Source organism: Nonomuraea aurantiaca (assembly GCF_020215705.1).
Lineage (GTDB): Bacteria > Actinomycetota > Actinomycetes > Streptosporangiales > Streptosporangiaceae > Nonomuraea > Nonomuraea aurantiaca.
In genome coordinates this window covers 256,499-280,245 of record NZ_JAIWNB010000002.1, presented here as the reverse complement: position 1 = coordinate 280,245, position 23,747 = coordinate 256,499, and the positions used below count along the sequence as shown (strand labels likewise).

The window sequence follows — 23,747 nt, the reverse complement described above, 5'->3', positions numbered from 1 at the left end:
GATCAGTCCCGCAGCTTGCTGCCGGTGAGGTGGAGGAAGGTGGCCTCCAGGTCGGGTTCGATGACCTCGACGGCGGTCACGGTGGCGCGGCCGTCCACGGCGGTGATGATCGCGGGCAGCACGTAGCGGCCGCCTTCCGCGAGCAGCCGCACCGAGCCGGTGCCGGTCCTGACCGCCTCGACGACGCCTTCCAGCGCCTGGAGCTTGTCGAACGCGCCGTCCACGTCGCCGTCGAGCATCAGCTCGATCGTGTCGGCGCTGCCTACCATGGCGACGAGCTCGTGGCGGGTGCCCTCGGCGACGATCCGGCCGTGGTCGATGATCCCGACCCGGTCGCAGACCCGCTCGACCTCCTCCATGTAGTGCGAGGTGTAGAGCAGGGCCATGCCGTCGGCGACCAACCGCTCCACGCCGTCGAGGATGGCCTTGCGGCTCTGCGGGTCGACGCCGACGGTCGGCTCGTCCAGGATGAGCACCTCGGGCCGGTGCAGCAGGGCCGCGCCGATGTTGATCCGCCGCTTCATGCCGCCCGAGTACGTGCCGAGCTTGCCGTCGGCCCGATCCGACAGCCCGACCAGGTCGAGCACCTCGTCGATGCGCGCCGCCAGCTCCCGTCGCGGCAGGCCGAACAGCCGGCCGAAGAAGCGCAGGTTCTCCCGCCCGGTCAGCTCCGGGTAGAGCGCGATCTCCTGCGGCACGTAGCCGATCTTCGCCTTGGCCGCCAGCGGCTCGGCGGCGAGGTCCGTGCCGCACACCGTCACGTTCCCGGTGGCGGGCTTGAGCAGGCCGACGAGCATGGAGATGGTGGTCGTCTTGCCCGCGCCGTTCGGCCCGAGCAGGCCGTACGCCTCGCCGGGGGCGATGGCGAACCCCACATCCTGTACGGCGAGCACGTCGCCGAACCTCTTGCTCAGGCCGGTACAGGCCAGCGTGGCGGTCATCGGCCCCACCCGTCCGGCTCACCCTTGTCGCTGATGTTGCCCGCGCAGACCTGGCGTTCCAGGTCGACGCCGAGCTGGTGGTCGAGCGGGCTGTTGCCGGTCACCCGGTTCCACAGGATGTGGTTGTCCATGGCGTCGTCGCCTCCCCAGTCCTTGGACGAGCCCATGACGAACGCGGCGCCCATGACCGACTCGCCGCTGGGCTGGTTGTCGTGGATCCGGTTGTCCACGACGCTGACCCGGTGCGTTCCGATCAGCGCCAGGCCCACGCCGGAGATCGGCGGGCCCGCGGCCCCCAGCGCGTCGGGGGCGTCGCCGCCCGCGGCCAGGCCGTTGCCGTACAGGTCGTTGCCCGAGACGAGGCAGTCGCGCACGCCGCCGTCGGGCTCGCCCTCGTAGGTCTGGTTGAGCATCAGCAGCCCGGCGGCGTTGCCGTGGCAGGAGTTGCGCAGCACCCTGACGCGGGAGGAGTTGTCGACGAAGATCCCGAAGGCGTTGGCGAAGCTCTCGTTGTCCGCCACCAGCCCATCGGCCTCGGGGCAGAAGCTGAGCGCGATGCCGCCGTACTGGCTGCCCGACGTGGTGCAGCCGGTCACCTCGCAGCGGCTCGACTCGCGTACGTAGACGCCCCAGACGGCGTTGCCGGCCGTCTCGACGTCCCGGACGGTCAGGCCGGTCACGGTGTGGGCGTAGATCCCGGCGCCGGTCGAGCCGCGCACGCTCAGCCCGGTGATCGTGACGTCGCGGACGCCGTGCAGGCTGATGCCGCTGACGACGTCCGCCGCCGCGTCGTGCAGCTTCGGGATCCCCGCCGGCACGGAGTCTCCCGGGCCCAGCACCGTGCGGCCCGCCCCGGCGCCGGTCAGCGCCACGCCGTCGTGCCTGATCCAGACGTTCTCGGCGTACGTGCCCGCCGCCAGCTCGATCGTCGCGCCGGCGCCCGCCTCGTCCAGCGCCCGCTGGATCGACTCACCCGGCTTCACCTGGGACATCCTGGGTCTCCCTCCCTGCCGCCGAAACCGCCGCCCGAAGCGTCGTCGTAACCGTCGCCAAAACCGTCGGCGTAACCATCGCCGAACCCATCGCCGAAACCGTCGGCGTACACGATCGCCAGGGAGACGAGCAGCCCCGCGCCCATCCCCCACCGGGCCGCCCCGGCCACCCGGCCCCGGCGCGGCGCCAGCCGTACCAGGGCCGCCTGCTCGCTCGCGCCCCGGAGGGCGTAGGACGAGCCGCCCGTCAGCGCGAGCCCGGTCGAGGCGGTCAGTTCCGCGGCCGCCTCGTCGAGCAGCCGCCGCGCCCAGGCGGCGGGCCGCCCGGCGCGGGCCTCGAAGTCGTGCCAGGTGAAGCCGGGCGGACGCCCGCCCACCGCCTTGATGAAGCTCTCCTTGACGGAGAAGGCCACCTCCTCCGCGCCCAGCTCGCGCTCGGCGGGCGTGGTGAGGTGGTCGGTGAACACGGCGCCGCCGCGCCCGGCCGCCCTGGCGAGCCGGTCCGCGTCCACGATGTCCACACCCACCAGCACGGGCGGCAGAACCGGAGGGGCGGCCGGTCGGGTGAGCTGTTGCCCGGCTGACAGCGTCATGCCGCGACCTTCGCGCAGCGGCCCACGAACGGTTCGAGCACGGCGTTGTACTCGGCCGGCCGCTCGATCATCGGGATGTGCCCGCTCTCCTCGACCACCACCACGTCGTTCTCCGGGTAGTCGGCGAGCAGCTCCAGCCACGGGCCGACCGGCGTCATCCGGTCGTGCCTGCCCCAGACGTACAGGGAGGGGCAGCGGACCTTGTCGAGCGCGGGCTTGACCTGGTAGCGGCGGGTGGCCTTGAGGCTGCGGGCCATGCTGACCATGGCCTCCGGCTGCCGGAGCATGGTGCCGACCTCGTCCATCTGCGCCCGCGTGAAGTAGGGCTCCGTACCGTGGAAGAGCGCGGACACCATGCGGACGCCGAAGTCGTCGCCGAACGGCTGCACGCTGGCCCGGCGGTCGAAGCTCAGCCCGACGTCGGGGTCGGGGGTCAGTCCGGGGGCGCCGCTCACCACGATGCCCTTGATCCGCTCGGGGCGGCGGCCGGCCAGGTCGATGGCGACCAGGCCGCCGAGCGAGTTGGCGCAGAGGACCAGGTCCTCGACGCCCGCCTCGTCGCAGGCGTGCAGCAGCGCGTCGCCCAGCCGCTCGATCGAGCCGGCCACCCGGCGGTCGAGCGCGCAGATCGCCTCGTGCGTACGCAGCACCGGCACGCCGGCCTCCGCCAGGTAGCGGTAGGGGTGCTCCCAGATCCAGCCGCCGGCGAACAGCGCGGACATGAAGACCACGGCGGGCCCGCCCTCGCGGTGGCCGAGCCGGTGCTCGGTGGTGAAGTCGGACATGAAGGCTCCAGTCACAGTAGGGAGGCGTCGCCCGGGATCCACCCGCAGCCGCAGGCGGCGTCCGGTCCGACCCGGACGACGGTGTCGCAGTCGGGGCAGCGGGCGTACTCGCGGATGTCGGAGGGGATCCAGACGCTGGTGAGCACCCGGGTGCACAAGCCGCCCTTGAAGAAGCGGCGCATGCTCCGCTGGTGCGGCCGGGCGTGCACCGCGCGGACGGACTCGGGGCGGTCGAAGGCGGTCACGGTGAACTTGCGGTCGCCGACGTCGAACGTCGCCAGGCCGAGGAAACCCTTGGAGGCCCGCAGCGACTTGACGACCTCCACGCTGAGCAGGTCCACGTCCGCCGCCTCCGCGTCGTCGCGGACCTCCAGCCAGGTCACGGTCAGCACGCCCGGCGGCTCGGTGCGCCCGGAGGGGACGCGCGCGCTGACGCCGAACTGCCTGATCCCGCCCGTCTCCGCGTCGGCCGCCGGCACGAACCGCGCCGAGTAGCCAAGCGCCTCCGCGACCGCCAGCCGGTCGAAGCGGCGCCGCACGCGCGGACCATCCGGGCCGAGGGTCACCAGGTCGCTCCCCTGGACGCCGACGGTCCCGCCGACCGCGGGCATGCCCAGGTAGGGGGCGCGGTGGTCGGCCTGGAGCGTCCACCAGAGCGTGACGGCCTCGCCGTCGCCGACGACCTCGTCCACCAGGAATCTCGGCCGCTGGAAGCGGGCCAGCGTGCCGGCGGCGTGGGCGGCCAGCGCGGCCCCGCTCAGCTCGCCGCCGGTGTCGGGGTCGCTGTAGGAGGCGGCGGTGGCGGCCACGGCCTCGGGGTCGGCGGCCTGCCACGCCTCAAGGTGCCGCTCGGCGGCCTTCCTGGCGTCCATGTCATGCCTCGTCTTCGTCTTCGGGCAGGCGCGCGGAGGCGACGGCCACCGCGAGCACCTTGCCGTCGGTGTGGCTGAGCGAGAGCCGGATCTGCTGGCCGGGCCCCGCCGCCGCGCGCAGCGCCCCGGCGAGCCGGACGGCCGGCGGGTGCCCGGTGTGGCAGACGGCGGTCTTCGCGCAGTTGGCGGTGGGCCGGGGCAGCACCTCCGCCTGGCCGAGGTGCTCGGCCGTGGCGGAGACACCGAGGAGGCGGAGCACCGCGTACTTGCCCGCCAGACGCCCGGCCCAGTGCTGGAGCGTGCGGCCGTACCCGGACCGGAGGCGCTCGGCCGCCGTGTACACCTCTTCGAGGCGCATGTCGCCGACCAGTTCCTGAGGCCGGGAGAGCCCGGCGAAGCCGACCATCGCGCTGCCCCACCGGTTCATGCCGCGATCTCCCTGGACAATCGCCGGAGGGTGGCGGGCTCGGCCAGGCTCAGGCAGCGCGCGCCCGCCCGGCGCGACAGGCCCGCGAGCACCTTGCTGTCGCCCACCTCGACGCCGGGGGCGAACTCCTCCACGGCGCTCACCGTGTCCGTCCACCGGACCCGCCCGGTGAGCTGGGCGACCAGCGCGTCCCTGAGCGTGGCGAGGTCGGTGGTGGGCTCGCCGGTCACGTTCGGGACCACGGGCACGAGGGGCGCGCTCATCGGGGCGGCCCGCACCGCCTCGGCCCAGGCGGGGACGGCTGCCGCCATCAGCGGTGAGTGGAAGGCGTTGCCCACCCGCAGCGGCACGATCTTGCTGGCCCGCGTGGCGAGCTTGCCCAGCCGGTCCAGGGCCGGCAGCGCGCCGGAGACCACCACGTGGCCCGGCGCGTTCTCCAGGCCCACGACCAGCGGCTCGTCCGCGGAGCCCGCCTCGGCGGCCAGTGCCTCGACCTCCTCGACCGGCAGCCCCATCACCGCGTGCATCCCGCCCGTGACGCCGACCTCGGCCATCAGCCGGGACCTGAGCTCGACCAGCCGTACGGTGTCGGCGAGCGTGAGCACGCCCGCCGCGTGCAGCGCGCTCAGCTCGCCGACGCTGTGCCCGGCGACCACGAGCGGCTCGAATCCCTCCTCCAGCAGCACCGCCAGCGCCGCCAGGTTGCACGCGGTCACCGCGACCTGCGCGTGCTCGGTCGCCACCAGCCGCTCCAGCGGCCCGCGAGCGCACAGCGGGGTGATGGGCTGTGCGAGCAGCGCGTCAACCTCGTCGAGCCGCGCTCGCGCCACGGGTCGGCGACGCAGCCACGCACCCATACCGACACGGACCGTGCCTTGTCCTGGGAAGAGAAATCCAAGCATTGCGCAGCACTCCTTTCGCCCAAACTCCCTTTCGCCTACAGCCGCCTGCGCGGTCGCCTCTCCTCGTGCGCGGCCTGCTCGGTGCCGAGGAAGCCGAGGAGCAGCTTGTTCACCTCATCGGGGGCGTCGAGCGGGAGCCAGTGGCCCGCGTCCTCGACGCGCTCGTAGCGCCACGGCCCCTTCACGTACTTGCCGGAGGCCGACATGCCCTCCTCCAGCAGCGCCTTGTCCCCCGCTCCCCAGATGCCGAGCGTGGGCGCCAGCACGGGCGGGAAGGGGCGGGCCGGGCGCAGCTCGGCCTCGGGCGAGCGGTTGGCGCGGTACCAGTTCAGGCCCGCCGTCAGGGCGCCGGGCCGGGCCAGGTCGCGCAGGTAGCGGTCGTAGTCGCCGTCGCGGCCCATGATCTCCTTGAACAGCCGCCACCCGTTGCGCCGCAGCAGCTCCTCGCTCACGCCGGGGAACTGGTAGAAGAGCATGTACCAGGAGGCCGCCCGCTGCTCCAGCGAAGGAGTGGCGAAGACGCCCGGGTGCCCGACCGACAGCACCGCGAGGTGGTCGAGCCTGCGGGGCATCAGGAAGGCGTACATCCAGGCGATGGCCGCGCCCCAGTCGTGGCCGACGATGTGCGGCCGGCGGATGCCGAGCTTCATGGTCAGGGCGACGACGTCGTTGACGATCGTCTGCATCCCGTACGCCTCGATCTCCTGCGGTTTGCCGGAGTCGCCGAACCCGCGCAGGTCCGGCGCGATCACCCGGAAGCCGCCCTCGACCAGGGCCGGGATCTGGTGCCGCCACAGGTAGGAGGAGTCGGGGAAGCCGTGGAGCAGGATGACGGGATCGCCTTCGCCCTCGTCCACGTAGGCGAGCTCGACGTCGTTGACCTGGATCCTCTTCTTGTTCATGCCGTCTCCCTGAACAACCGCTCGGCGAAGAACTCGCTGAAACCGAACTCGGGCACGTCCTCGGGGGCGACCATGTTGAGCAGCCCGGTCACCTGCGCGGCGAAGTTCTTGGCCATGAGCTTGCGGACCCGGCGCCGCCGCTCCGTGGCGGCGGGCCCGAACTCCACGTGCAGCCTGCTGATGATCGACGCGCCGAAGTCGAGGCGCTCCAGGCGGAAGTCCCGCTCCTCCAGGTAGGGCGCGAACGCCGCGGGCGACCAGTCGTCGCCGCCGAGCAGGATGTCGCAGACGGTACGGGAGTCGCGCAGCGCGCAGGAGAGCCCGGTGCCGAGCACGGTGTCGGCGTTGCCGGCCTCGTCGCCGATCAGCACCACGCCCTCGGTCAGCGGCGGCCCCTCGGGGACGCTGGACACCGACGGCCACACCGACAGCGGCCCCGCCGGTACGGCCTCGGTCACCGCCTTGCCCCTGTCGGGCAGGCAGTCGAGCTCGAAGGCGGCCAGGAAGCGCTCGACGCCGCCGGGGCCGCGGTAGCGGAGCTTGTTGACCGTGGGGAAGTTCAGGTAGAGGCGGGCCCGGCCGTAGCCCTGCGGGAACACCATGAACATGACGTCGCCCTCGGTGCCCATGGCCTGGACGTCGGCGGGCCAGCCGTCCATGCCCTCGACCATCATGCCGCCGCCCCAGTGATGCATGGAGTTGCGCATCCGGACGCCGATCTGGCGGCCGACGGTGTTGCCCCGGCCGGTGGCGCCGAGCACCATCCTGGCCCGGATCTCCTGCGGACCCTCGGCGGTCTGGTAGGTCACCACGGGCTCGCGGCCCGGCGTCACGGTGACCCGGGCCGCGTCCAGCACCAGCCGGGCGCCGCTGTCCACGGCCTGCGCCGCCATCAGCTCGCACACCTGGTGGTGCGGGAACGACATCGGCCCGCCGATGCCGGGGATGAAGCGGGTCATGTCCACCGCTTCGACCTCGTCCTCGGTGACGGCCTCGTCCCAGGTCATCCACTCCCGGATCTCCCAGCCGCCGCCCGCCCCGAAGCAGTCGTAGACGCCCAGCCGCTGCGCCTCCCTGATCCCCCAGGGGGCCAGCCACTCGCCGCGGACCAGGTCCCGGTACTCCTCCTGCTTCTCCAGCAGCACGACGGACAGCCCGCCGGCGGCCAGCTTGCAGGCCGCCGAGGCGCCCGCGATGCCGCCTCCGGCAATGACGACGTCGGCGTAGTCGACGGTCATGCCTCCCACCTTTCCCAGTACGTACGTTCGTGGGCCCCGTACCGATCCGCCGGCCGGAACTCGGTGCCGAGCGTGTAGGCGACCGGGATCAGGCACACCTGGGTGACCCCGGTCGGGATGCCGAGCAGCTCGCCCACCTGGCGCTCGTGGGGGACGTGCATGCAGGTGATCGTGCTGCCGAGGCCCCGGCTGCGCAGCGCCAGCTGGAACGACCAGATCGCCGGGAAGATGGAGCCGTAGAAGATGCTCGCCCGCATCGGGCCGTGCTGGACCAGGTGTCCCGGGTCCTCGGGGACCTTGTCGGCCATCCGCCGGTCCCAGGCCGTGTTGATGGCCTCGATGTCCGGCGGGCGGCCCAGGACGCAGGGCATGACCAGGACGGGCACCCGCCCGATGGTCTCGACCAGCGCCTCGGCCGAGTCGTAGTTCTTGCGGGCCTGCCGGTTGTTACGGCGTCTGCCGGCGTTCGTCCACATGTCGTTGCGATGGAACGTCCAGGAGGTCGAGATCATCTCGGCGATCCGCTCCTTGACCGCCGGGTCGGTGATCACCAGCCAGCGCCAGTTCTGGTGGTTGTTGGCGGTCGGGGCCTGGACGGCGACCTGGAGGGCCTCCTGTACGACCTCGCGGGGCACGGGCCGGTCCAGGTCGAGCCGCCGCCGCACGGAGCGGGTGGTGGTCAGCAGCCGGTCCGTCTCGGCCACGTCGAAGGGGGGTGCCTGCGCGGGACCCAGGGTCACAGTCACGACGCCGCCCCCAGGAGTACGGCGCCGCGCACCGAGCCGGGCGCGGCGGTCAGCACCAGCGCCTGGCCGATCGGGTCGGGCAGGTCCGGCTTGGTCACGTACGAGGCCGGATCGCCCGCGTGCGGCTCGACAAGCCCGGTGAGGGCGGGCGCGATGCAGTCACGGATCGCCAGGGCGGCCATGGCGATGTTCATCGCGCCGGTGGCGGCCTGGCAGTCGCCGGTCAGTCCCGCCGACGTGGTGAGCACCGCGCCGGGCAGGGCGGCCAGCACCACGGCCGCCTCCTCGGCGTCGTCCGGAACCCCGGTGCCCGCACCGACCACCAGCTCGGGCCGGGCACCGGGCAACCGGGCGAGCACCCGCGCGACCAGGTCCCCGCCGACCGCCTGGCCTGTCGTGGTGGGGTCGGTCGTGGTCGGGTTCCCGCCGCTCGCGTGGCCGGTCCCCATGACCCGCGCGTACGGCCGGCCGCCGCGTCTCGCGCAGTGCTCGGCCGACTCCACCACGAAGGCCACCGCCGCCGACCCGGGAACCGTGCCGGAATGCCGCCGGTCGTACGGCGACACCACGGCGTCGACGGCGGTCGTGGCGACCGTCTCGTCCGCCGCGACCACCAGCACCACGTCCGCCTTGCCCACCCTGATCATCTCCAGCGCGCAGTCGAGGGCGATCGAGGCCGAGGCGCCGCCGTTGCAGATCGTGGTGGTGGGCCCGCGCAGGCCGAGCGTCTGGCAGACCGCGCCGCCGGTGGCGTTCAGCACGACATTGGAGAAGCTCAGCACGGCCGGCTTGTTCGGGTTGGCGGCGATGCTCTCGTCGAACCCGCCGGTGCTCTCCGCCGACCCGGCGCCCGTGGCGAACACCAGCCCGACGTCGTCGAGCTCCTTCCTGGGCAGCTGCAGCCCGGCGTCCTCCCAGGCCAGCCGGGACGCGGCGATCGCCATCCTGGACAGGTGGTTCATGTGCCGCCACAGCGAGCGCGGAGCGAACGTCCGCCCGTCGAGCGACGGCGGCCGCCCGGCCGCCTGGCGCCCGGTGACGATCGCCTCGGCCACCTCGCCGATGCCGGTGCCCAGCCCGGTGACCGGTCCCAGCCCGGTGATCACGGCCGCCGCCGCCGGCAGCTCGTCGTACTCCCGCGCCGCCCGCGGCGTCGTCAGCACCAGCGAGACGTTGTTGCCGCCGAACGCGTAGTTGTTCGACACGACGGTGTCGATCGGCAGCTCCCGCGCCACGTTGGGCACGAAGTCCAGGTCACCCGGTACGGCGTCCTCGGCGAAGCCGATGGTGGGCGGCGCGGTGCCGTGCCGCAGGGCCAGCACGCTCGCGACGGCCTCCACCGCGCCCGCGGCGCCCAGCGTGTGGCCGACGAACGACTTGATGCTGCTGGTGGGGACCCGCCCGGCCCGCTCGCCGAACACCACCCGCATGACCTTGGCCTCCATGGCGTCGTTGGCGGGGGTGCCGGTGCCGTGGCCGCTCACGTAGCCCACGTCGTCCGTGGTCAGGCCCGCGTCCGCGAGCGCCCGCCGTACCGCGCTCGCCCCTCCCCGCCCGGTGGGGTCAGGCGCGGTGGCGTGGTAGGCGTCGGCCGACAGGCCGTAGCCGGCGACCTCCGCCAACGGCGTGGCGCCTCTCGCGAGCGCCCGGTCCAGCGGCTCCAGCAGCAGGAACGCCGCCCCCTCCCCGAGGTTGAGCCCGTCGGAGTGGCTGTACGGCCGGCACGGGCCGGTGCTCAATGCCTTGAGCCCGGCGAAGCCCGCGTACGTGCCGAAGAGCAGCGGGTCCACGCCCCCGGCCAGGACGACGTCGGCCTCACCGGTGAGGATCTTGTCCTTGGCCAGCCCGACGGCGTTGCCGCCCGCCGCGCAGGCGGTGGACACCAGGATGCGCGGGCCGCGCATGCCGAGCCGGTCCGCGACCACGTCCTCGGTGCGGTGCATGGGCTGGTAGCGGCCCGCGGCGTCGGGGGTCGCCTGGCACTTGCCCAGGATGATGCCGAACCGGTCGGGGTCCGCCCCGGCCAGGCCCGCCTGCTCGATCGCCTGGCGGGCGGCGATCAGCGCGAGCCGGGCGGTGCGGTCCAGGCCGGCATCGGAGTCCGGTAGCCCCCCGTCGATCCACTCGTCGGGCACCTGGCCCGCGTGCCGCGCCTCGAACACCGCGAAGGACTCGTCCAGGACCGGCGTGAGACCGCCGGTGCCCGCCATGAGCCGCTGCCAGAACTCCGCGGGATCGCGGCCGATCGCACAGATGATGCCCAGGCCGGTGACGACGACAGGCCGCAGCGCCATGCTTCTCTCCCTCTCAGAAGGCCGGCCGATCAGATGATCGGGATGCTCCAGCTCTTGGGCACGATGTACGGGCTGGTCAACGTGGTCACCTCGACGCCGTCCACGGTGAACTCCAGCCCGGCGGCGGCCAGTTCGGCGTCGACCCTGGCCAGCCCGAGCGTGGCGCCCAGACCGGCGCTGCGTACCGCGTGCACCACCTCGCCGATGTCCTGGCCGCCCGCCAGCACCCTGGCGCCCGCCTCAGGGATGGCGTCGCCGCCGGTGAAGCCGACCGTGCGGCGGCCCTGGCCCGACTCGAACGCCGCCAGCACCGCGTCCCTGCCGACGAACTCGTCCTTGGTGACGTCGACCAGCCAGTTGGCGCCGATCTCGATCACGCTCGCCCCAGCCGTCGCCTCGTGGCGCGGGATCGGCTGGCGTACCTCCAGCATGGCCAGCTCCAGGGCCTCCTGGCCGGCCGCGCCCGCGTGCTCCAGCGCCTGGCACCACAGCTCGGCCGCGGCCTCGACGGGCACGATCATCTGGTAGCCGTACTCGCCGGTAAAGCCGGTCCGGGCGAAGATGATCTCGGTGCCGTTCCACTCGGTCTCCACCACCGACTCGAACGGCAGCGAGGCCAGCTCGCCGTCGATCAGCCGCCCGACCACGCCCCAGGCGTACGGCCCCTCCAGGGCCAGGACCGTGAGGTCGGCCGACCGGTCGGTGATCACCACGCCCTCGTCGTTGTGCTCCTCCAGGTGCTCCAGCAGGCGCGTACCGGCGCCGCAGGAGCTCTCCAGCAGGATCCCGTTCTCCCGGCCGAAGGCCAGCACCTGGTCGACGACCTGCCCGGACTCGTCCAGGACCAGGCTCATCATGCAGCGCTCCGAGGTGAGGTACTCCACGTCGCGGGCGAGCAGCCGCTGCGCGAAGTCCACGGCCGCGGGCCCGGTGATCTCGATGAGGCGGTTCCCGCCCAGGTCGAGGACGGCGGCGCGCTCCCTGAGCACCCGGTACTCATCGGCCGACTCCGAGAAGCGCAGCGGGACCGAGCTGTCGCCCACCTCGCCGTAAACGGTGCCCTCCGGATGCAGGTTCGCGAGGACGGTAGCCATGCTTCACACCTTTCGTACGGAACGTTGACCCGCCGGATCGGCGATCGTGAGGTTTCCTTCGGCGGCGACCTGGCCGTCCACCCGCGCCGACACCCGGTACTCGGCGAACCCGGCGCCGCCCCCGGTCCGCTCGGCTGACAGGATCAGCTGGTCGCCGGGGACGACGGGACGGCGGAACCGCATCGACCTGACCCCGGCCAGGTAACTGATCTCGCTCGCGCCCGCCAGGGCGAAGACCACCCCGGCGAGCTGGGCCAGCGCTTCGATGATCACGATGCCGGGCAGCACGGCCGCGGTCGGGAAGTGGCCCTGGAACCAGAGTTCGGTCCCGGCGACGTTCTTGGTCGCGGTGCCCTTGACGCCCGGCTCCACCCTGCTGACCCGGTCGAGCAGGAGCATCGGCCAGCGGTGCGGGAGCACCTGCCTGATCTGGTCATGGTTCAGCCCGGTCGCCGTGGCCGCCGACCTGACCACCTGCGCCGTAGCGGCTTCCGCCGCAGCCGAGGCCGCCGCCGTGCCCGCTGCCGTGGCGGCCGCCGTGGCCGAGGCGAGCTGGGTGGCGCCGATGGTCATGGCGTGGCCCGCAAAGCGGGGTTGACCTCGTCCGCCAGCCGCGAGACCGAGCCGAAGACGGCCATCTCGCTGTCGTACAGCGCCACGCCGAACTCGGCCTCGATGGCGACGTACAACTCCAGGACGTCGAGGCTGTCGAGTTCGAGGCCGCGCCCGAAGAGCGGCTGGTCGTCGGTGATCCAGTCCGGCTCGATCTCCAGGTCGAGCCGGGACACGATCATCTTCTTGATCTGGGTGCACGTCTGCCGGCGCTCGGCGGCCTTCGCGCGGAGCTGGTCGAGGGTCATCCATCCTCCATGTGCCTCGTGACAGGGGCTTGCGGTCGGGGACTGGTTCGTGGCGGGATCGGCTCACAGCGGGTGGGCTCAGCAGGTGAGTGGGCTCAGCAAGTGGGTGGGCTCAGCAGGCGGTCAGCCGAGACCGCCGCCGTGGGCGACCACCACCGCGCCGGACATGTACGACGCCTTGTCGGAGGCGAGGAAGCTCACGATCGTCGCGATCTCCTCCGGCCGGCCCATGCGGCCCAGCCGGATACGCGTCTCGTAGTCCTTCCTGATCTTGGCGGGCACCTTGCGCGTCATATCGGTGCTCACGAACCCGGGCGCCACCACGTTGGCCCGGATCCCGTGCGGGGCCGCCTCGTTCGACAGCGCCTGGGTGAAGGCGATGATCGCGCCCTTGGAGGCCACGTAGTTCGTCTGGCCGGGGAAGCCGCCGTCCAGCCCGCTGGTAGAGGACACGGTCACGATCGCGCCCCGCCGCTGGTGCTGCATGATGCGCAGCGCCTCCCGGCAGGTCAGGAAGGTGCCGGTGACGTTGGTGTCGATGGGTTCGCGGAACTGCGCCAGGCTCATGGCGACGAGATAGCGGTCCAGCGTGATGCCGGCGCTCGTCACCAGCACGTCCAGGCGGCCGTGGTCGGCTCGTACGCCCTGGAACATCCGCCGTACCTCGGCCTCGTCCGTGACGTCGGCCCGCACGGCCGTCGCGCTGCCGCCCTCTTTCCCGATCAGGGCGACGACCTCCTCGGCGTCCGCCTCCGAACGGGCGTAGTTGACCACGACGTGGGCACCCTCCCGGGCCAGGTCGAGCGCGACCGCCCGGCCGATGCCGCGCGACCCGCCCGTAACCAGGGCCACGGAGCCTTCGGCAAAGAGCATCATCGTCTCCAGGGGTTTGACAATGCGCATACCAAACAATTGGTACCTGCACCGATAAAGCTACTAAAGGCGTGTATCACGCCTGTATCATCCGGTTATCCCTGCATTGACGGCGATAAGCAGATATACGACGCTAACAACATGCACGAGGTCGATGTTGAGGTTCTTATCGTCGGTGGCGGGCCGGTCGGCCTGGCGGCATCCATCGAGCTCTCCCGTCACGGAATATCCTCCCTTCTCGTGGAGAGGCACCCAGGGACGGCGATTTTCCCGAAAGCGCGCCTCATTTCCACCAGAACCATGGAAATCTTCCGCGCCTGGGGAATCGCCGAGGAGGTGGAGAGCGCGGGTATGCCCCGCGAGGACGTGCTGGCGGTCGGCGTCGGCACCTCGCTGGCTTCCGATGACTTCGTCCGGGCCGCGGCGGCGATCGACCGAGACGCGCCGCAGAGCCCCACCTACACCTACCTCTGCTCCCAGGACATCCTCGAAGTGATCCTCCGCCGGGTCGCCGAGTCCCACCCGCGGTCCGACGTCCGCTTCGCGACCGCCATGACGGATTTCCACAGCACCGCCGACGGCGTGACGGCGACCATCGAGCCCACGACCACGCCCGATGGCGGATCGGTGCTCGTCCGGGCGCGCTATCTCGTGGCGGCCGACGGGAGCCGCAGCGGGATCCGGGAGCGGCTCGGGATCGAGGTCGTGGGGCCGCCGCCGCTGGGGCACATGGTCAGCGTCATGTTCGACGCCGACCTCGGCGCGCTGCCCGCCGACCGCCGGGTGGCGCTGTCGTTCCTGCGCAGCGACCCGCCGTGCGCGGTGGAGGCGGTCGACAACAAGCGGCGCTGGATGATCCAGACCGGCTACGACCCGAGCGCCGGCGGCAGCGCGGCCGACTTCACCGAGGAGGCGTGCGTGGCGGCGGTACGCTCGGCCGTCGGCCTCCCCGACCTGCCCGTCACCATCGTCGGGGTCATGCCGTGGCTGCAGCAGGCGGTGGTGGCGACCGGGTTCCGCGGCGGCCCGGTCTTCCTGGCCGGCGACGCCGCGCACGCGACCACTCCGCAGGGCGGGTTCGGGATGAACTGCGGCATCCAGGACGCGCACAATCTCGCCTGGAAGCTGGCCGCCGTCCTCACCGGGACGGCCGATGCGGAGCTGCTGGCCACGTACGAGGTCGAGCGCCGCCCCATAGCCGTCAGGACGGTGGACGAGAGCCTGACCAACGCCCTGATCACCCTGCGCATGATGCAAGGGCGGCTGTCGATGGGCCAGGCGATCGAGCAGCAGGCCGAGCGCCGCAGCTCCGAGGGCCTGATCCTGGGCTTCCACTACGAGTCGGCCGCGGTGGTGCCCGACGGCACGCCGGACCCGGCGCCGGCGGATCCCTACCGGACCTACGTCCCGACGGCCCGCCCCGGCCACCGCGCCCCCCACGTCTGGCTGACCTCCCGGGAAGGCAGGGTGTCGACGCTCGACCTGCTGGGCCCGGCCTTCACCCTCATGACCCCGACCGGCAGCGGGTGGGTCCAGCCCGCCAAGGAGGCGGCGCACCGGCTCGGGGTCACGCTGTCCGTCGTCGAGATCTCCCGCGCGAGCGAGAGCGAGCCCGACGCCCCGCTCACCTCCCCGACCTGGGCGGACGAGTACGGCGTCGGCGACACCGGTGCCGTGCTGGTCCGCCCTGACGGTCATGTCGGCTGGCGTTCGCCCGGCGGCGCGGCGTCGCAGGCCGCGCTGGCCGGCGCGTTGGGCGCCATCCTGGCCAGGTCGTGATGGTGGCGCGCCCGCGAACGCATCTGCGCGGCCCCGAGGCGTACGGACAGGGGGTTCCCTGACGAGGTGGCGACCAGGTCGGTGACGGCCTGGGCCACGGTCGGGGTGTAGGGCGCGCCGACGAGCATGTCGGCGAGCTCCCGCGCCGCTTCGGCCGGGAGCGGGCGGACGAACTCTCGGTGCGCGCCCTGCCTGGCCACGAGGTCGTCGAGCGGGTCGGCGCTGGTGACGATCACCCGGCAGTTCGCGCCGCCGGGGAGCAGCGGCAGCACCTGGGCGCTGTCCTTGACGTCGTCCAGCACCACGAGCAGCCGCCTGCGCGCCGTACAGCTGCGGTAGAGCGCCAGCTTCTCGGCGGGGTCGAGGGGGATGTCCTGGGCGGGCACGCCGAGCGCCCGCAGGAACCGGTCGACGACCGCGGCGGCGGACACGCCGCGCATGTCGGCGTACAGCTGCCCGTCCGGGAACCAGTCGATCCTGCCGTGCGCCCAGCGCAGGGCCAGCGCCGACTTGCCCACCCCGCGCGGCCCGCTCAGGACCATCGTGCCCGGCACCGCCACCTCCGGCTCGGGCCGCAGCGCCGCGTCCAGCGCGGCGAGCTCGCCCGTGCGGCCGACGTACGGCAGCACCTGCGGGGGCAGCTGCGACGGTACGACCGGCCCCGCGCCGGACGGCCGGGGGGCGGCGGGCCGCATGAGCCCGGACTCGTCGCGGAGGACCTGGTCGTGCAGCCGCCGCAGGGCGGGGCCCGGTTCGAGGCCGATCTGCTCCAGCAGGTAGCGGCGCGTCTCCTGGTAGGTGCGCAGCGCCTCGGCCCGCCGGCCGGCCCGGTACTGCGCCAGCATGAGCTGGGCCCGGACCCGCTCCCGGAACGGGCATTCCGCCACGAGGGCCAGCAGTTCGGGGATCACCCGGTGATGGTGCCCCAGGTCGATCTCCAGCTCAAGGCACGCCTCCAGGGCCTCCAGACGGGACTCCTCCATCCGCGCCACGTCGTACCGCAGGCCGCGAATGTCCTCGAAGGGGTTGCCCCGCCACAGCGCGAGCGCCTCGCGCAGCAGCAGGACGGCGTCCTCGCGCGCCCCGCCCGCCGCCTGGCCGCGCGCCCGCGCCACCAGCGCCCCGAAGCGGAGCCAGTCGATGTCGTCGGCCGCGACCCGCAGCAGGTAGCCGGGGCTGGAGGTCTCGATCGCCGCGGCGCCGAGGGTCCTGCGCAGCCGCGACACGCAGATGGCGACCTGCCGGCCCGCGCTCTGCGGTGCCGAGCCGGCCCAGACGGTCTCGATCAGCCGGTCGACGCTGACGACCCGGTTGGCGTTCAGGACCAGGCTGGCCAGGATCGCCAGCTCCCTGTTCGCGCAGATCTGCAGCTCTTCGCCGTCGTCGAACACCCGGAGCGGGCCGAGGACGTGGAATTCGAGTGCCATCAGCGTTCCGTCCCGGCCAGATGAAGATATTGTCGCGCCATGTGGGAATCTCTCCCGCCGATAACTCGGGATATGCACTACTCACAAAGCTAGTAACGGCTCCCGGGCCAAGTCACCCCTAAGCGGCCCCTGACGGCATGCCGACCCCGCTCGATAGGGGTGGCGCCGAATCGGCACCCCATGGTCGTCTCCAGGGGTCACCTAGGGGTCGGAAACTTATTCCGGCGGTCCTAGGATTCAACTCAGACGGATTGACCGGCACTTTGTCCGCTCGGGAGGCGATGCACAGTTCTTCCGCCGTTGCACCCCGGATTGCGAAAGGCCATCACACCGAATGGTGTGATGGCCTTTCGCATTCCAGCGGAAAGTTCACCGCGCCTGACCGCTGCTCTGAACGGCCGGCTGCGGGGCCAGGACGGCGATGGCGGTCACGATCAGGCCGTTGCCGGTCATCCACCGGCCGGTGAAGCCGCCCAGCCGCCGCCCCTGCCAGCGGGGCCCGAGCACGAGGAGGCGCGCGGTGAACGTACGCCGCACCGGGTCCACCGTGATGGCCGCCTCCTGGAAGTCGAGCCACCGCTTCGCCAGCGGGAACCACGCCTTGTAGACCGACTCCTTGGCACAGAACAGCAGCCGGTCCCAGCTCACCCCCGGCTGCTCGGCGGACAGAGCGCGGAGCATGTCGCGCTCCTGCGGCAGCGAGATGGCCGCCACGACGCCTTCGGCCAGCGGCTCATCGGGCTCGGCGTCGATGCCGATCGTCCCCGCCGCCTGGGCGAGCGCGGCGGCCCGGTAGCCGGCGCAGTGGGTGATGCTCCCGATGACGCCCGGCGGCCACAGCGGCTCGCCGCGCAGCCCCGACAGCACGGGCACCGGCGCCACGCCGAGCCGCTCCATCGCCTTGCGCGCGCACAGCCGCGCCGTCGTGAACTCCCTGCGCCGCTTGTCCACGGCCCGCGCGATCAGCCGTTCCTCCTCCGGGAAGAGCGTCGTCCCGGGCGGGTCGTCGAAGGTGTCGTACGCCTTGACCGTCGCGGGCAGGATGTGCTCGATCATGTTCACTCCGGAGCTGGGAGTACGGTCCTGAGCGGGCCGCCGGTGCGCCCGCGCGGGACCCACTCGCGCGGATAGCCCAGAGAGACCTCTTCGAAGCGCACCCCGTCGTGGAACGTCGTGCGAGGGATGTGCAGGTGCCCGTAGACGACCGCGGCCGCGTCATAGTGCCGGGCCCAGGTGGCGGTCCGCTCGGTGCCGCACCACAGGGCGAACTCCGGGTGCCGCAGGATCCGGGTCGGCTCGCGGACGAGCGGATAGTGGTTGACCAGGACGGTGGGCAGGCGCGGATCCCGCTCGCCGAGGCGGCGCCGGGTCTCCGCGAGCCGCGCCCGGCACCAGGCGTCGCGAGTCGGGTAGGGGTCCGGGTGCAGCAGATACTCGTCCGTGCAGACGACGCCCGCCTCGTGCGCGCGTTCCAGGGCCAGGCGCTTGCCCGCGCCGTTCGCGCCGAAGGTGTAGTCGTAGAGCAGGAATAGCGGAGCGACGGTCACCGGACCGCCGGGTCCCGTCCAGACCGGATAGGGATCCTCCGGCGTCAGCACGCCGAGGCCCCGGCACATCTCCACCAGAGCGAGGTAGCGGTGTTCGCCCCGTAACTGGATCGGATCGTCGCGCGGCGTCCACAGCTCGTGGTTTCCGGGCGTCCAGACGACCGTGGAGAAACGGCTCTTGAGAAGGGTCAGCGCCCATTCGATGTCGGCGAACCGCTCGGCGACATCTCCGGCGATCAGCAGCCAGTCGTCATCCGAATACGGAAAGAGGTTCTGGACGACGGTCCTGTTCTCCGAGAAGCCCACATGGAGGTCGCTGACCGCCAGCAACCTCCCACCACCCGCGCTTCCAAGGACCACCAGCACAGCTTATACAGCAGCATATCTCTGCGAAAGCACACTTAACTACTTTATGGGGCGCGATCCTCGGAAGTAGGGGGACGCCTAGGGGTCGTCGCAGGTCAGGGACATCTCCGAAGGAGTTCCCAGCTCAGCGGGTACGGGCAGAACTCGTGTCATCCAGGGGGTCCCGCAAAACGTATACATAAGAGGATAAATACCTAGCTTCCCCCTCAGCGCAAAGCCGATCCGTACCACCAGAACTGACTTTGACCGGTCTTTGACCACCCTTTGAGGGATGCTAGGTATCAATAGAAATGCAGCAGTCTGCGATTGGCACACTAAGGCGGTCCAATTGCGTTACACGAGGCTGGGACGGGATGGACCGGACATCTCGAACATCGGACTCGGCTCACTGGCCCTCAGCGGCGCCTATGGCCCCATCGACGGCGATGAGGCGCTCGGCCTGATCCGCCGTGCCCTGGACGGCGGCGTGACGCTCCTGGACACCGCCGACTTCTACGCCGCCGGAGAGGTGGAACGCCTCGTGGGCCGCGCCATCGCCGGGCGGCGCGACGAGGTGGTGGTCTCGACGCGCGGCGGCGTGCGCCGCGGCGGCCCCGGCGAGCCGATCGAGTTCGACGCGAGCCCCGACTACCTGAAGCGGGCCTGCGAGGCGTCGCTGCAACGCCTCGGCGTCGACTGCGTCGACCTGTACTACCTGCACTGCCTGGACGACCGCGTCCCGGTGGAGGAGGCGATGTCCCGGCTGTCGGAGCTCGTGCGGGCGGGCCGGATCCGCCATCTCGGGCTGACCAACGCCACGGTCGACCAGGTACGGCGGGCGCATGCCGTGCATCCCGTCACCGCGCTCGCCGTCGAGTACTCGCTCTGGGGCCCGTACGCCCCGCCGGGGCTCCTCGACGAGGCGCGGCGGCTCGGCCTCGGCGTGGTCGCCGCCCGCCCGCTCGGCCGGGGCTTCCTCACCGGCCGGATCAGGTCGCCGCTCCAGCTCGGCGCCGGCGACTGGCGGCACGAGGACCCGCGCTTCCAGCAGGAGCACCTGCGGCTGAGCACGCCTCCGCTGCGGCAGATCGAGGCCGCGGCGGCCCAGCTCGACCTGGGCGCCGGCCGGCTGGCGCTGGCCTGGCTGCTCTCCCACGGCGATCACGTCGTGCCCGTGCCGAGCACCCGCGACCAGGTGCACCTGGAGATGAACCTGGCCGCCTCCGGTGTACGCCTGGCACCCGAGATCCGCGACCGGCTGGCCGAAATCCTCCCGGCCGGCGGCGCGCGCCAGTCGGGCGCGCTCCTGCTCTGATCCCCAAGCCCAGCGGCGCACTGACCTCAGGGCTCAGGGCTCGACTGGGCACGGGGGTCGGGCTCAGTCGGGATCGTTCCGGCTTTGGGGCGAGATCAGGGACGCGGCGAGCGCCTTGTTGACGGCGTCGATCCTGGAGACGGCGTTGAGCTTGACGAAGATGTTGCGCATGTGCCGCTTCACGGTCGCCTCGGCGAGCCCGAGCCGGCGGGCGATCTGGCCGTTGCTGAGCGCCTGGGCGGCCAGCTGGAGCACCTCCTGCTCCTTTTGCGACAGCACGCCGGGCGCTGGTCCCTCCACGTGCGCGAGGCTGTGGCGCGACACCGCGAGCACCACCCGCGCCGGGTCCTCGTACACGCTCCTGATCGCCGCGATCAGCTCATGCCGGTGGACGCTCTTGAGCAGGTAGCCGCGGATGCCCGCGGCCAGCAGCCTGGTGAGGAGCTGCGGCCCGTCGTACATGCTCAGGATGATGATCTGCGTCTCCGGAGACAGGCACCGGATCCGGGTGACGGTCTCGGTCACCTCGTCACCGGGGATCTCCACGTCGAGCAGGACCACGTCGGGCCGGGTCTCGACGACGACGGCCAGCGCGGTCGCGGAGTCGCCGGCCTCGCCGACGATGCTCATCTCTCCGGAAGCCTCGAGGATCTCGCGCAGGCCCTCCCGGAAGAGCGCATGGTCGTCCACGATGGCGACGCTGATCTTGGTGTTACCCGCGGTCCGGTTCATGGGGCTGTCTCTTGAGAGGGATGAGGAGCTCGACGAGACAGCCGTTGCCGGGGGCGCTGGAGATGGCCACGCTGCCCCCGAGTAACTCGGCGCGCTCCCGCATGGATGTCAGGCCCACACCGCCGCGCTCGCGGGCGCACGTCGGGTCGAAGCCCTGCCCGTTGTCCTGGACGGTCGCGCTGAGCTCGTGCGGCGCGATGTCCACCCGCATGAGGATCACCGAGGGCCCGGCATGGCTGAGGGCGTTGCGGGCGGCCTCCCGGATGATGAGGAACGCCTCGTCGAGAACCCTCGGCTCCGCCCATGACTCGTCACCGTTCACATCGAGGCCGACGGACACGACATCGTCCTCGACCGCCTCCAGGAAACCGAGCAACGCCTTCTCCAGACTCCGTACGGGAACCTGGGGATGCAGCTCGGAGGTTATCTGCCGCAGGTTCTCCATCGTTTCCTGGATGGCCTGCTGGGCGACCCCGATCTTGACCTCCGCCCTGGCCGGGTCGCTGGCCCGGTGCACCTCCGCCAGGGCGAGCTGCTGGTGCGCGACGCTGATGCCATGGCCGATGCGATCGTGCAGCTCACGGGCGATGCGGCGGCGCTCCTCCCCCTGAGCCTCCTGCACCTGGTTGAGCAGGAAGCGGTGATAGCTCTCGGCGGACTCGCGGATTCGCCGGGAGAGGCTCTCCTCCATTCCGGTGGCCACGAGCGTGAATGCTTCGGCCGGCGAGTCGGCCTCGACGGCTATTCGTCGCGCGAGGTGACTCAGAGCTACCCGGAAAAAAAGCGAGCCCGCCTCAAGAGAAGCCTTCGGATGAACTCCGGTCGAGGCGCGAGTAGTGCCGACTTCCCATGCGTGGAACTTATAGAGCTCGTTGACCTGCACTTTTCCGGCACGGAGCGTGGCCGCCACATCGTCGAGGACGAACTCGGCGGTCATTAGGGCTTGGTGCGTGGCGCGCGGATCTGCGGAGAGAGCGTTGCCGGTGGCCTGGAGCTGTGACTCGAATTCCCTGAGGATTTCTTCTCGACAAGCATCAACGAATCTCGCAGGGTCGTTCTCAGCATCGTATGCCGCATCCAAGGAGCCCCCTTGGCCATGGGACGCGCGTGCCCCAACTATCTCGCAGGTGCCCCACCAAAGCAACATATAAGGTCAGATATTAGAGATCAGCGCGGTAATGTGAACTAGGTGCTGCGTCGCCATGAACGCCCTGTAAGGCCGGCGTTGTTGATCACTTCCGCCCTTGGCGGCCGATCGGCCCGCCGCGATCACCGCGACCGTGCCCGTCACCATGGCGAGGCAGACGCCGGCGAGCGGCACGCGGAAGAACACGACGGCCACGCCGAGCGCGGCGGCCAGCGTGAGCGCGGCGACGTACATGAAATGACGTGACCTCCGCTCTCCGCAGGTCACCGCGATGGTCCGGCGGCCCGCCGCGGCGTCTCCCTCGATGTCGGACAGATCCTTCGCGGGTACGCCCACAAACGTCATCCAGCAGGTCGCGGCGACCGCGAACACGATCAGGCCCGTCGGCGTGGACAAGCTCTCGCCGCCGGTGACGGCGGTCAGCCCGCCCCAGTACGACAGCAGCCCCGACGCGCACAGCACCATGACCGTGCCCGCGGAGCCGCTCTTGAGGTGGAACGGCGGGGCCGAGTAGAGGTAGCCGAGCACCAGGTTGAGCCCGACGATCCAGGTCAGCGCCGGGGGCAGGCCGGTGGTCGCGGCGATCGAGAGACCGGCGGCGACGGCGGCGACGGCGGCCGCCGCCCGCGGGGCCAGGTCACCGCGGGCGATCGGCCGGCCGGACCCGTTGACCCGGTCCTCCGTGACGTCGGTGACGCCGTTGAGCAGGTAGATGGCGAAGATCGACAGAACCCAGGCGGTGGCCCCCTGCAGCACTTTCGCCGGTTCCGGCACCGGCGAGACCGGAAGGGCGAGCACGGCTCCGGTCATGAATCGAAGGGTGGACACGGCGAGCACGGCAGGACGGGCCTCGACGAAGCACAGCCGGAGCACCCGCGCACTGGATCGCAGGGCGGAGACACCTGGCGCTTGATTCGACACCGATAAGCTGACCATGACCGGATTGTGGCCCGCAGTAAGGGATCGGGTAAGGGCGGTATCCGAAAGTTGTAGTCGGCATTGGTACTTTAGATACCCCCCGTACTACTCTCGGCGCGCCGCCCCGAACTCCTGGGGATCCGCCTTGTCCGGTCACGACCGTCCCTATAGCTTGAGGTCGTCGGCCGGGGCACGGAATCAAATTTCCCCCTCACCGGCCGGATAATCCTCACGTTAGGGAATCTGATGCCGGATTTCAAGTTGCTGGGACCCATGGAGATGGTCGACGACCGCGGCCAGTCCCATATTCCGGCGGGCCCGAAGGTCCGGCAGGTGCTCGCGTTACTCGCGCTCAACGCCGGAAAGGTCGTGGACGTCGATCTCTTTATCCGTGAGTTGTGGAGCGAGAACGAGCCGAAAGACGCCGTCAAGACGCTGCAGACGCACATTTACCACCTCCGCCGAATTCTGCTGAGAATGGGCCCGGCGGTGGCCCAGCTGGTCGTCACCCGAGCTCCCGGCTACCTGCTGCGCGCCGACCCGGGACGGGTGGACGCGCTCGTCTTCCCCCGCCTGGTCGAGCGGGCCGCCGGCCACCACCGCGCGGGCGACCACGAGGCCGCCGACCTGGTCCTTAGGAAAGCGCTGTCCATGTGGTCCGGCCCGCCGCTGGCCGACGTGCCGAGGGGAGCGGTGCTCGGCCCGCGCGCCACCGCGCTCGACGAGCAGCGGCTGCGGGCGGTGGAGACGCACCTGGAGACCAGGATCCGGCTGGGCCTGCACGGCGAACTCATCGACGAACTCCGCGTGCTCGTGGCCGCCTATCCCTTGAACGAGAACTTCCATACCCAGCTCATCACGGCACTCGGCCGCGCGGGCCGGCGCGCGGACGCCTGGCGCGCCTATGAAGGGTTGCGCGCGCTGCTGGAAGCCGAGCTGGGTGTGGAGCCCGCCTTCGACATCCAAAACCTTCATTTGACCGCTCCCACGGGAAGTCATTCAGGAAAGGACGTCTGAC

The 23,747-nt window shown here is 71.4% G+C and carries 25 protein-coding genes; 3 read left to right on the top strand and 22 right to left on the bottom strand.

Annotation, left to right across the window (positions count from 1 at the left end; all coding sequences use genetic code 11):
- Window positions 1–2: 2 nt before the first annotated feature.
- From LDL49_RS07005 to LDL49_RS58255, 16 genes are all read right to left on the bottom strand, one after another.
- Window positions 3–941, bottom strand: a complete 939-nt coding sequence (locus tag LDL49_RS07005; RefSeq protein ID WP_225290102.1) for an ABC transporter ATP-binding protein — start codon at window positions 939–941, stop codon at window positions 3–5.
- On the bottom strand, window positions 938–1,933 hold the full coding sequence (locus tag LDL49_RS07000; RefSeq protein WP_225290101.1) for a right-handed parallel beta-helix repeat-containing protein: 996 nt from the start codon (window positions 1,931–1,933) through the stop codon (window positions 938–940). Before LDL49_RS07000 ends, LDL49_RS07005 begins: the two co-directional genes overlap by 4 nt.
- Window positions 1,921–2,526 carry a 4'-phosphopantetheinyl transferase superfamily protein gene (locus LDL49_RS06995; protein WP_225290100.1) on the bottom strand — a complete coding sequence of 202 codons (606 nt, stop codon included), beginning with the start codon at window positions 2,524–2,526 and terminating at the stop codon, window positions 1,921–1,923. The genes LDL49_RS07000 and LDL49_RS06995 overlap by 13 nt, the downstream gene beginning before the upstream one ends.
- Window positions 2,523–3,311, bottom strand: coding sequence for an alpha/beta fold hydrolase (locus tag LDL49_RS06990; protein ID WP_225290099.1), 789 nt, complete (start codon window positions 3,309–3,311; stop codon window positions 2,523–2,525). Before LDL49_RS06990 ends, LDL49_RS06995 begins: the two co-directional genes overlap by 4 nt.
- Window positions 3,312–3,322: 11 nt before the next feature.
- Window positions 3,323–4,183: an ester cyclase gene (locus LDL49_RS06985; RefSeq protein WP_225290098.1), complete on the bottom strand. Its 861-nt coding sequence runs from the start codon at window positions 4,181–4,183 to the stop codon at window positions 3,323–3,325.
- 1 nt (window position 4,184) lies between these two features.
- A complete protein-coding gene (locus LDL49_RS06980) occupies window positions 4,185–4,610 on the bottom strand; it encodes a holo-ACP synthase (RefSeq protein WP_225290097.1) in 426 nt (141 codons plus the stop codon).
- The gene (locus LDL49_RS06975; RefSeq protein ID WP_225290096.1) at window positions 4,607–5,512 is read right to left on the bottom strand and encodes an ACP S-malonyltransferase; all 906 of its coding nucleotides are present in this window, start codon (window positions 5,510–5,512) and stop codon (window positions 4,607–4,609) included. Before LDL49_RS06975 ends, LDL49_RS06980 begins: the two co-directional genes overlap by 4 nt.
- A gap of 35 nt (window positions 5,513–5,547) precedes the next feature.
- A complete protein-coding gene (locus LDL49_RS06970) occupies window positions 5,548–6,414 on the bottom strand; it encodes an alpha/beta fold hydrolase (RefSeq protein WP_225290095.1) in 867 nt (288 codons plus the stop codon).
- Entirely contained in the window at window positions 6,411–7,652 is a 1,242-nt protein-coding gene (locus LDL49_RS06965; RefSeq protein ID WP_225290094.1) for an NAD(P)/FAD-dependent oxidoreductase, read from the bottom strand. The genes LDL49_RS06970 and LDL49_RS06965 overlap by 4 nt, the downstream gene beginning before the upstream one ends.
- Window positions 7,649–8,398: a nitroreductase family protein gene (locus tag LDL49_RS06960; RefSeq protein ID WP_225290093.1), complete on the bottom strand. Its 750-nt coding sequence runs from the start codon at window positions 8,396–8,398 to the stop codon at window positions 7,649–7,651. The genes LDL49_RS06965 and LDL49_RS06960 overlap by 4 nt, the downstream gene beginning before the upstream one ends.
- A complete protein-coding gene (locus LDL49_RS06955) occupies window positions 8,395–10,692 on the bottom strand; it encodes a beta-ketoacyl-[acyl-carrier-protein] synthase family protein (protein ID WP_225290092.1) in 2,298 nt (765 codons plus the stop codon). Before LDL49_RS06955 ends, LDL49_RS06960 begins: the two co-directional genes overlap by 4 nt.
- A 29-nt stretch (window positions 10,693–10,721) precedes the next feature.
- Window positions 10,722–11,786, bottom strand: coding sequence for an aminomethyl transferase family protein (locus LDL49_RS06950; protein ID WP_225290091.1), 1,065 nt, complete (start codon window positions 11,784–11,786; stop codon window positions 10,722–10,724).
- Window positions 11,787–11,789: 3 nt separating this feature from the next.
- Complete coding sequence (gene fabZ / locus LDL49_RS06945; RefSeq protein ID WP_225290090.1) at window positions 11,790–12,359, bottom strand: 3-hydroxyacyl-ACP dehydratase FabZ; 570 nt, start codon at window positions 12,357–12,359, stop codon at window positions 11,790–11,792.
- A complete protein-coding gene (locus LDL49_RS06940) occupies window positions 12,356–12,646 on the bottom strand; it encodes an acyl carrier protein (RefSeq protein ID WP_225290089.1) in 291 nt (96 codons plus the stop codon). The genes fabZ and LDL49_RS06940 overlap by 4 nt, the downstream gene beginning before the upstream one ends.
- 123 nt (window positions 12,647–12,769) lie before the next feature.
- Window positions 12,770–13,549, bottom strand: coding sequence for a 3-oxoacyl-ACP reductase family protein (locus LDL49_RS06935; protein WP_225290088.1), 780 nt, complete (start codon window positions 13,547–13,549; stop codon window positions 12,770–12,772).
- A 57-nt stretch (window positions 13,550–13,606) separates the two neighbouring features.
- Window positions 13,607–13,741, bottom strand: a complete 135-nt coding sequence (locus LDL49_RS58255) for a hypothetical protein (RefSeq protein WP_308016099.1) — start codon at window positions 13,739–13,741, stop codon at window positions 13,607–13,609.
- Here LDL49_RS58255 and LDL49_RS06930 point away from each other — a divergent pair.
- A complete protein-coding gene (locus LDL49_RS06930; RefSeq protein WP_225290591.1) occupies window positions 13,688–15,298 on the top strand; it encodes an FAD-dependent monooxygenase in 1,611 nt (536 codons plus the stop codon). The two genes, LDL49_RS58255 and LDL49_RS06930, sit on opposite strands and share 54 nt — an antisense overlap.
- Here LDL49_RS06930 and LDL49_RS06925 read toward each other — a convergent pair.
- From LDL49_RS06925 to LDL49_RS06915, 3 genes are all read right to left on the bottom strand, one after another.
- Window positions 15,214–16,725: an AfsR/SARP family transcriptional regulator gene (locus tag LDL49_RS06925; RefSeq protein ID WP_225290087.1), complete on the bottom strand. Its 1,512-nt coding sequence runs from the start codon at window positions 16,723–16,725 to the stop codon at window positions 15,214–15,216. The two genes, LDL49_RS06930 and LDL49_RS06925, sit on opposite strands and share 85 nt — an antisense overlap.
- Before the next feature lie 369 nt (window positions 16,726–17,094).
- Window positions 17,095–17,781, bottom strand: a complete 687-nt coding sequence (locus LDL49_RS06920; protein ID WP_225290086.1) for a 4'-phosphopantetheinyl transferase family protein — start codon at window positions 17,779–17,781, stop codon at window positions 17,095–17,097.
- A gap of 2 nt (window positions 17,782–17,783) precedes the next feature.
- The gene (locus LDL49_RS06915; RefSeq protein WP_225290085.1) at window positions 17,784–18,632 is read right to left on the bottom strand and encodes a metallophosphoesterase family protein; all 849 of its coding nucleotides are present in this window, start codon (window positions 18,630–18,632) and stop codon (window positions 17,784–17,786) included.
- Between the two features lie 334 nt (window positions 18,633–18,966).
- Here LDL49_RS06915 and LDL49_RS06910 point away from each other — a divergent pair, with 334 nt between their 5' ends.
- The gene (locus tag LDL49_RS06910) at window positions 18,967–19,932 is read left to right on the top strand and encodes an aldo/keto reductase (RefSeq protein ID WP_225290084.1); all 966 of its coding nucleotides are present in this window, start codon (window positions 18,967–18,969) and stop codon (window positions 19,930–19,932) included.
- Window positions 19,933–19,995: 63 nt separating this feature from the next.
- Here the strand turns inward: LDL49_RS06910 and LDL49_RS06905 are convergent, their stop codons facing one another.
- The 3 genes from LDL49_RS06905 to LDL49_RS06895 all read right to left on the bottom strand — a co-directional run bounded on the left by LDL49_RS06905 (window position 19,996) and on the right by LDL49_RS06895 (window position 22,747).
- The gene (locus LDL49_RS06905) at window positions 19,996–20,664 is read right to left on the bottom strand and encodes a response regulator transcription factor (protein ID WP_225290083.1); all 669 of its coding nucleotides are present in this window, start codon (window positions 20,662–20,664) and stop codon (window positions 19,996–19,998) included.
- On the bottom strand, window positions 20,645–21,601 hold the full coding sequence (locus LDL49_RS06900; RefSeq protein ID WP_225290082.1) for a sensor histidine kinase: 957 nt from the start codon (window positions 21,599–21,601) through the stop codon (window positions 20,645–20,647). The genes LDL49_RS06905 and LDL49_RS06900 overlap by 20 nt, the downstream gene beginning before the upstream one ends.
- Before the next feature lie 216 nt (window positions 21,602–21,817).
- Window positions 21,818–22,747: a UbiA family prenyltransferase gene (locus tag LDL49_RS06895; RefSeq protein WP_225290081.1), complete on the bottom strand. Its 930-nt coding sequence runs from the start codon at window positions 22,745–22,747 to the stop codon at window positions 21,818–21,820.
- 228 nt (window positions 22,748–22,975) lie between these two features.
- On the opposite strand from LDL49_RS06895, the gene LDL49_RS06890 reads away from it, so the two are divergent.
- Complete coding sequence (locus LDL49_RS06890; protein WP_225290080.1) at window positions 22,976–23,746, top strand: AfsR/SARP family transcriptional regulator; 771 nt, start codon at window positions 22,976–22,978, stop codon at window positions 23,744–23,746.
- The last annotated feature ends 1 nt before the right edge of the window (window position 23,747 follow it).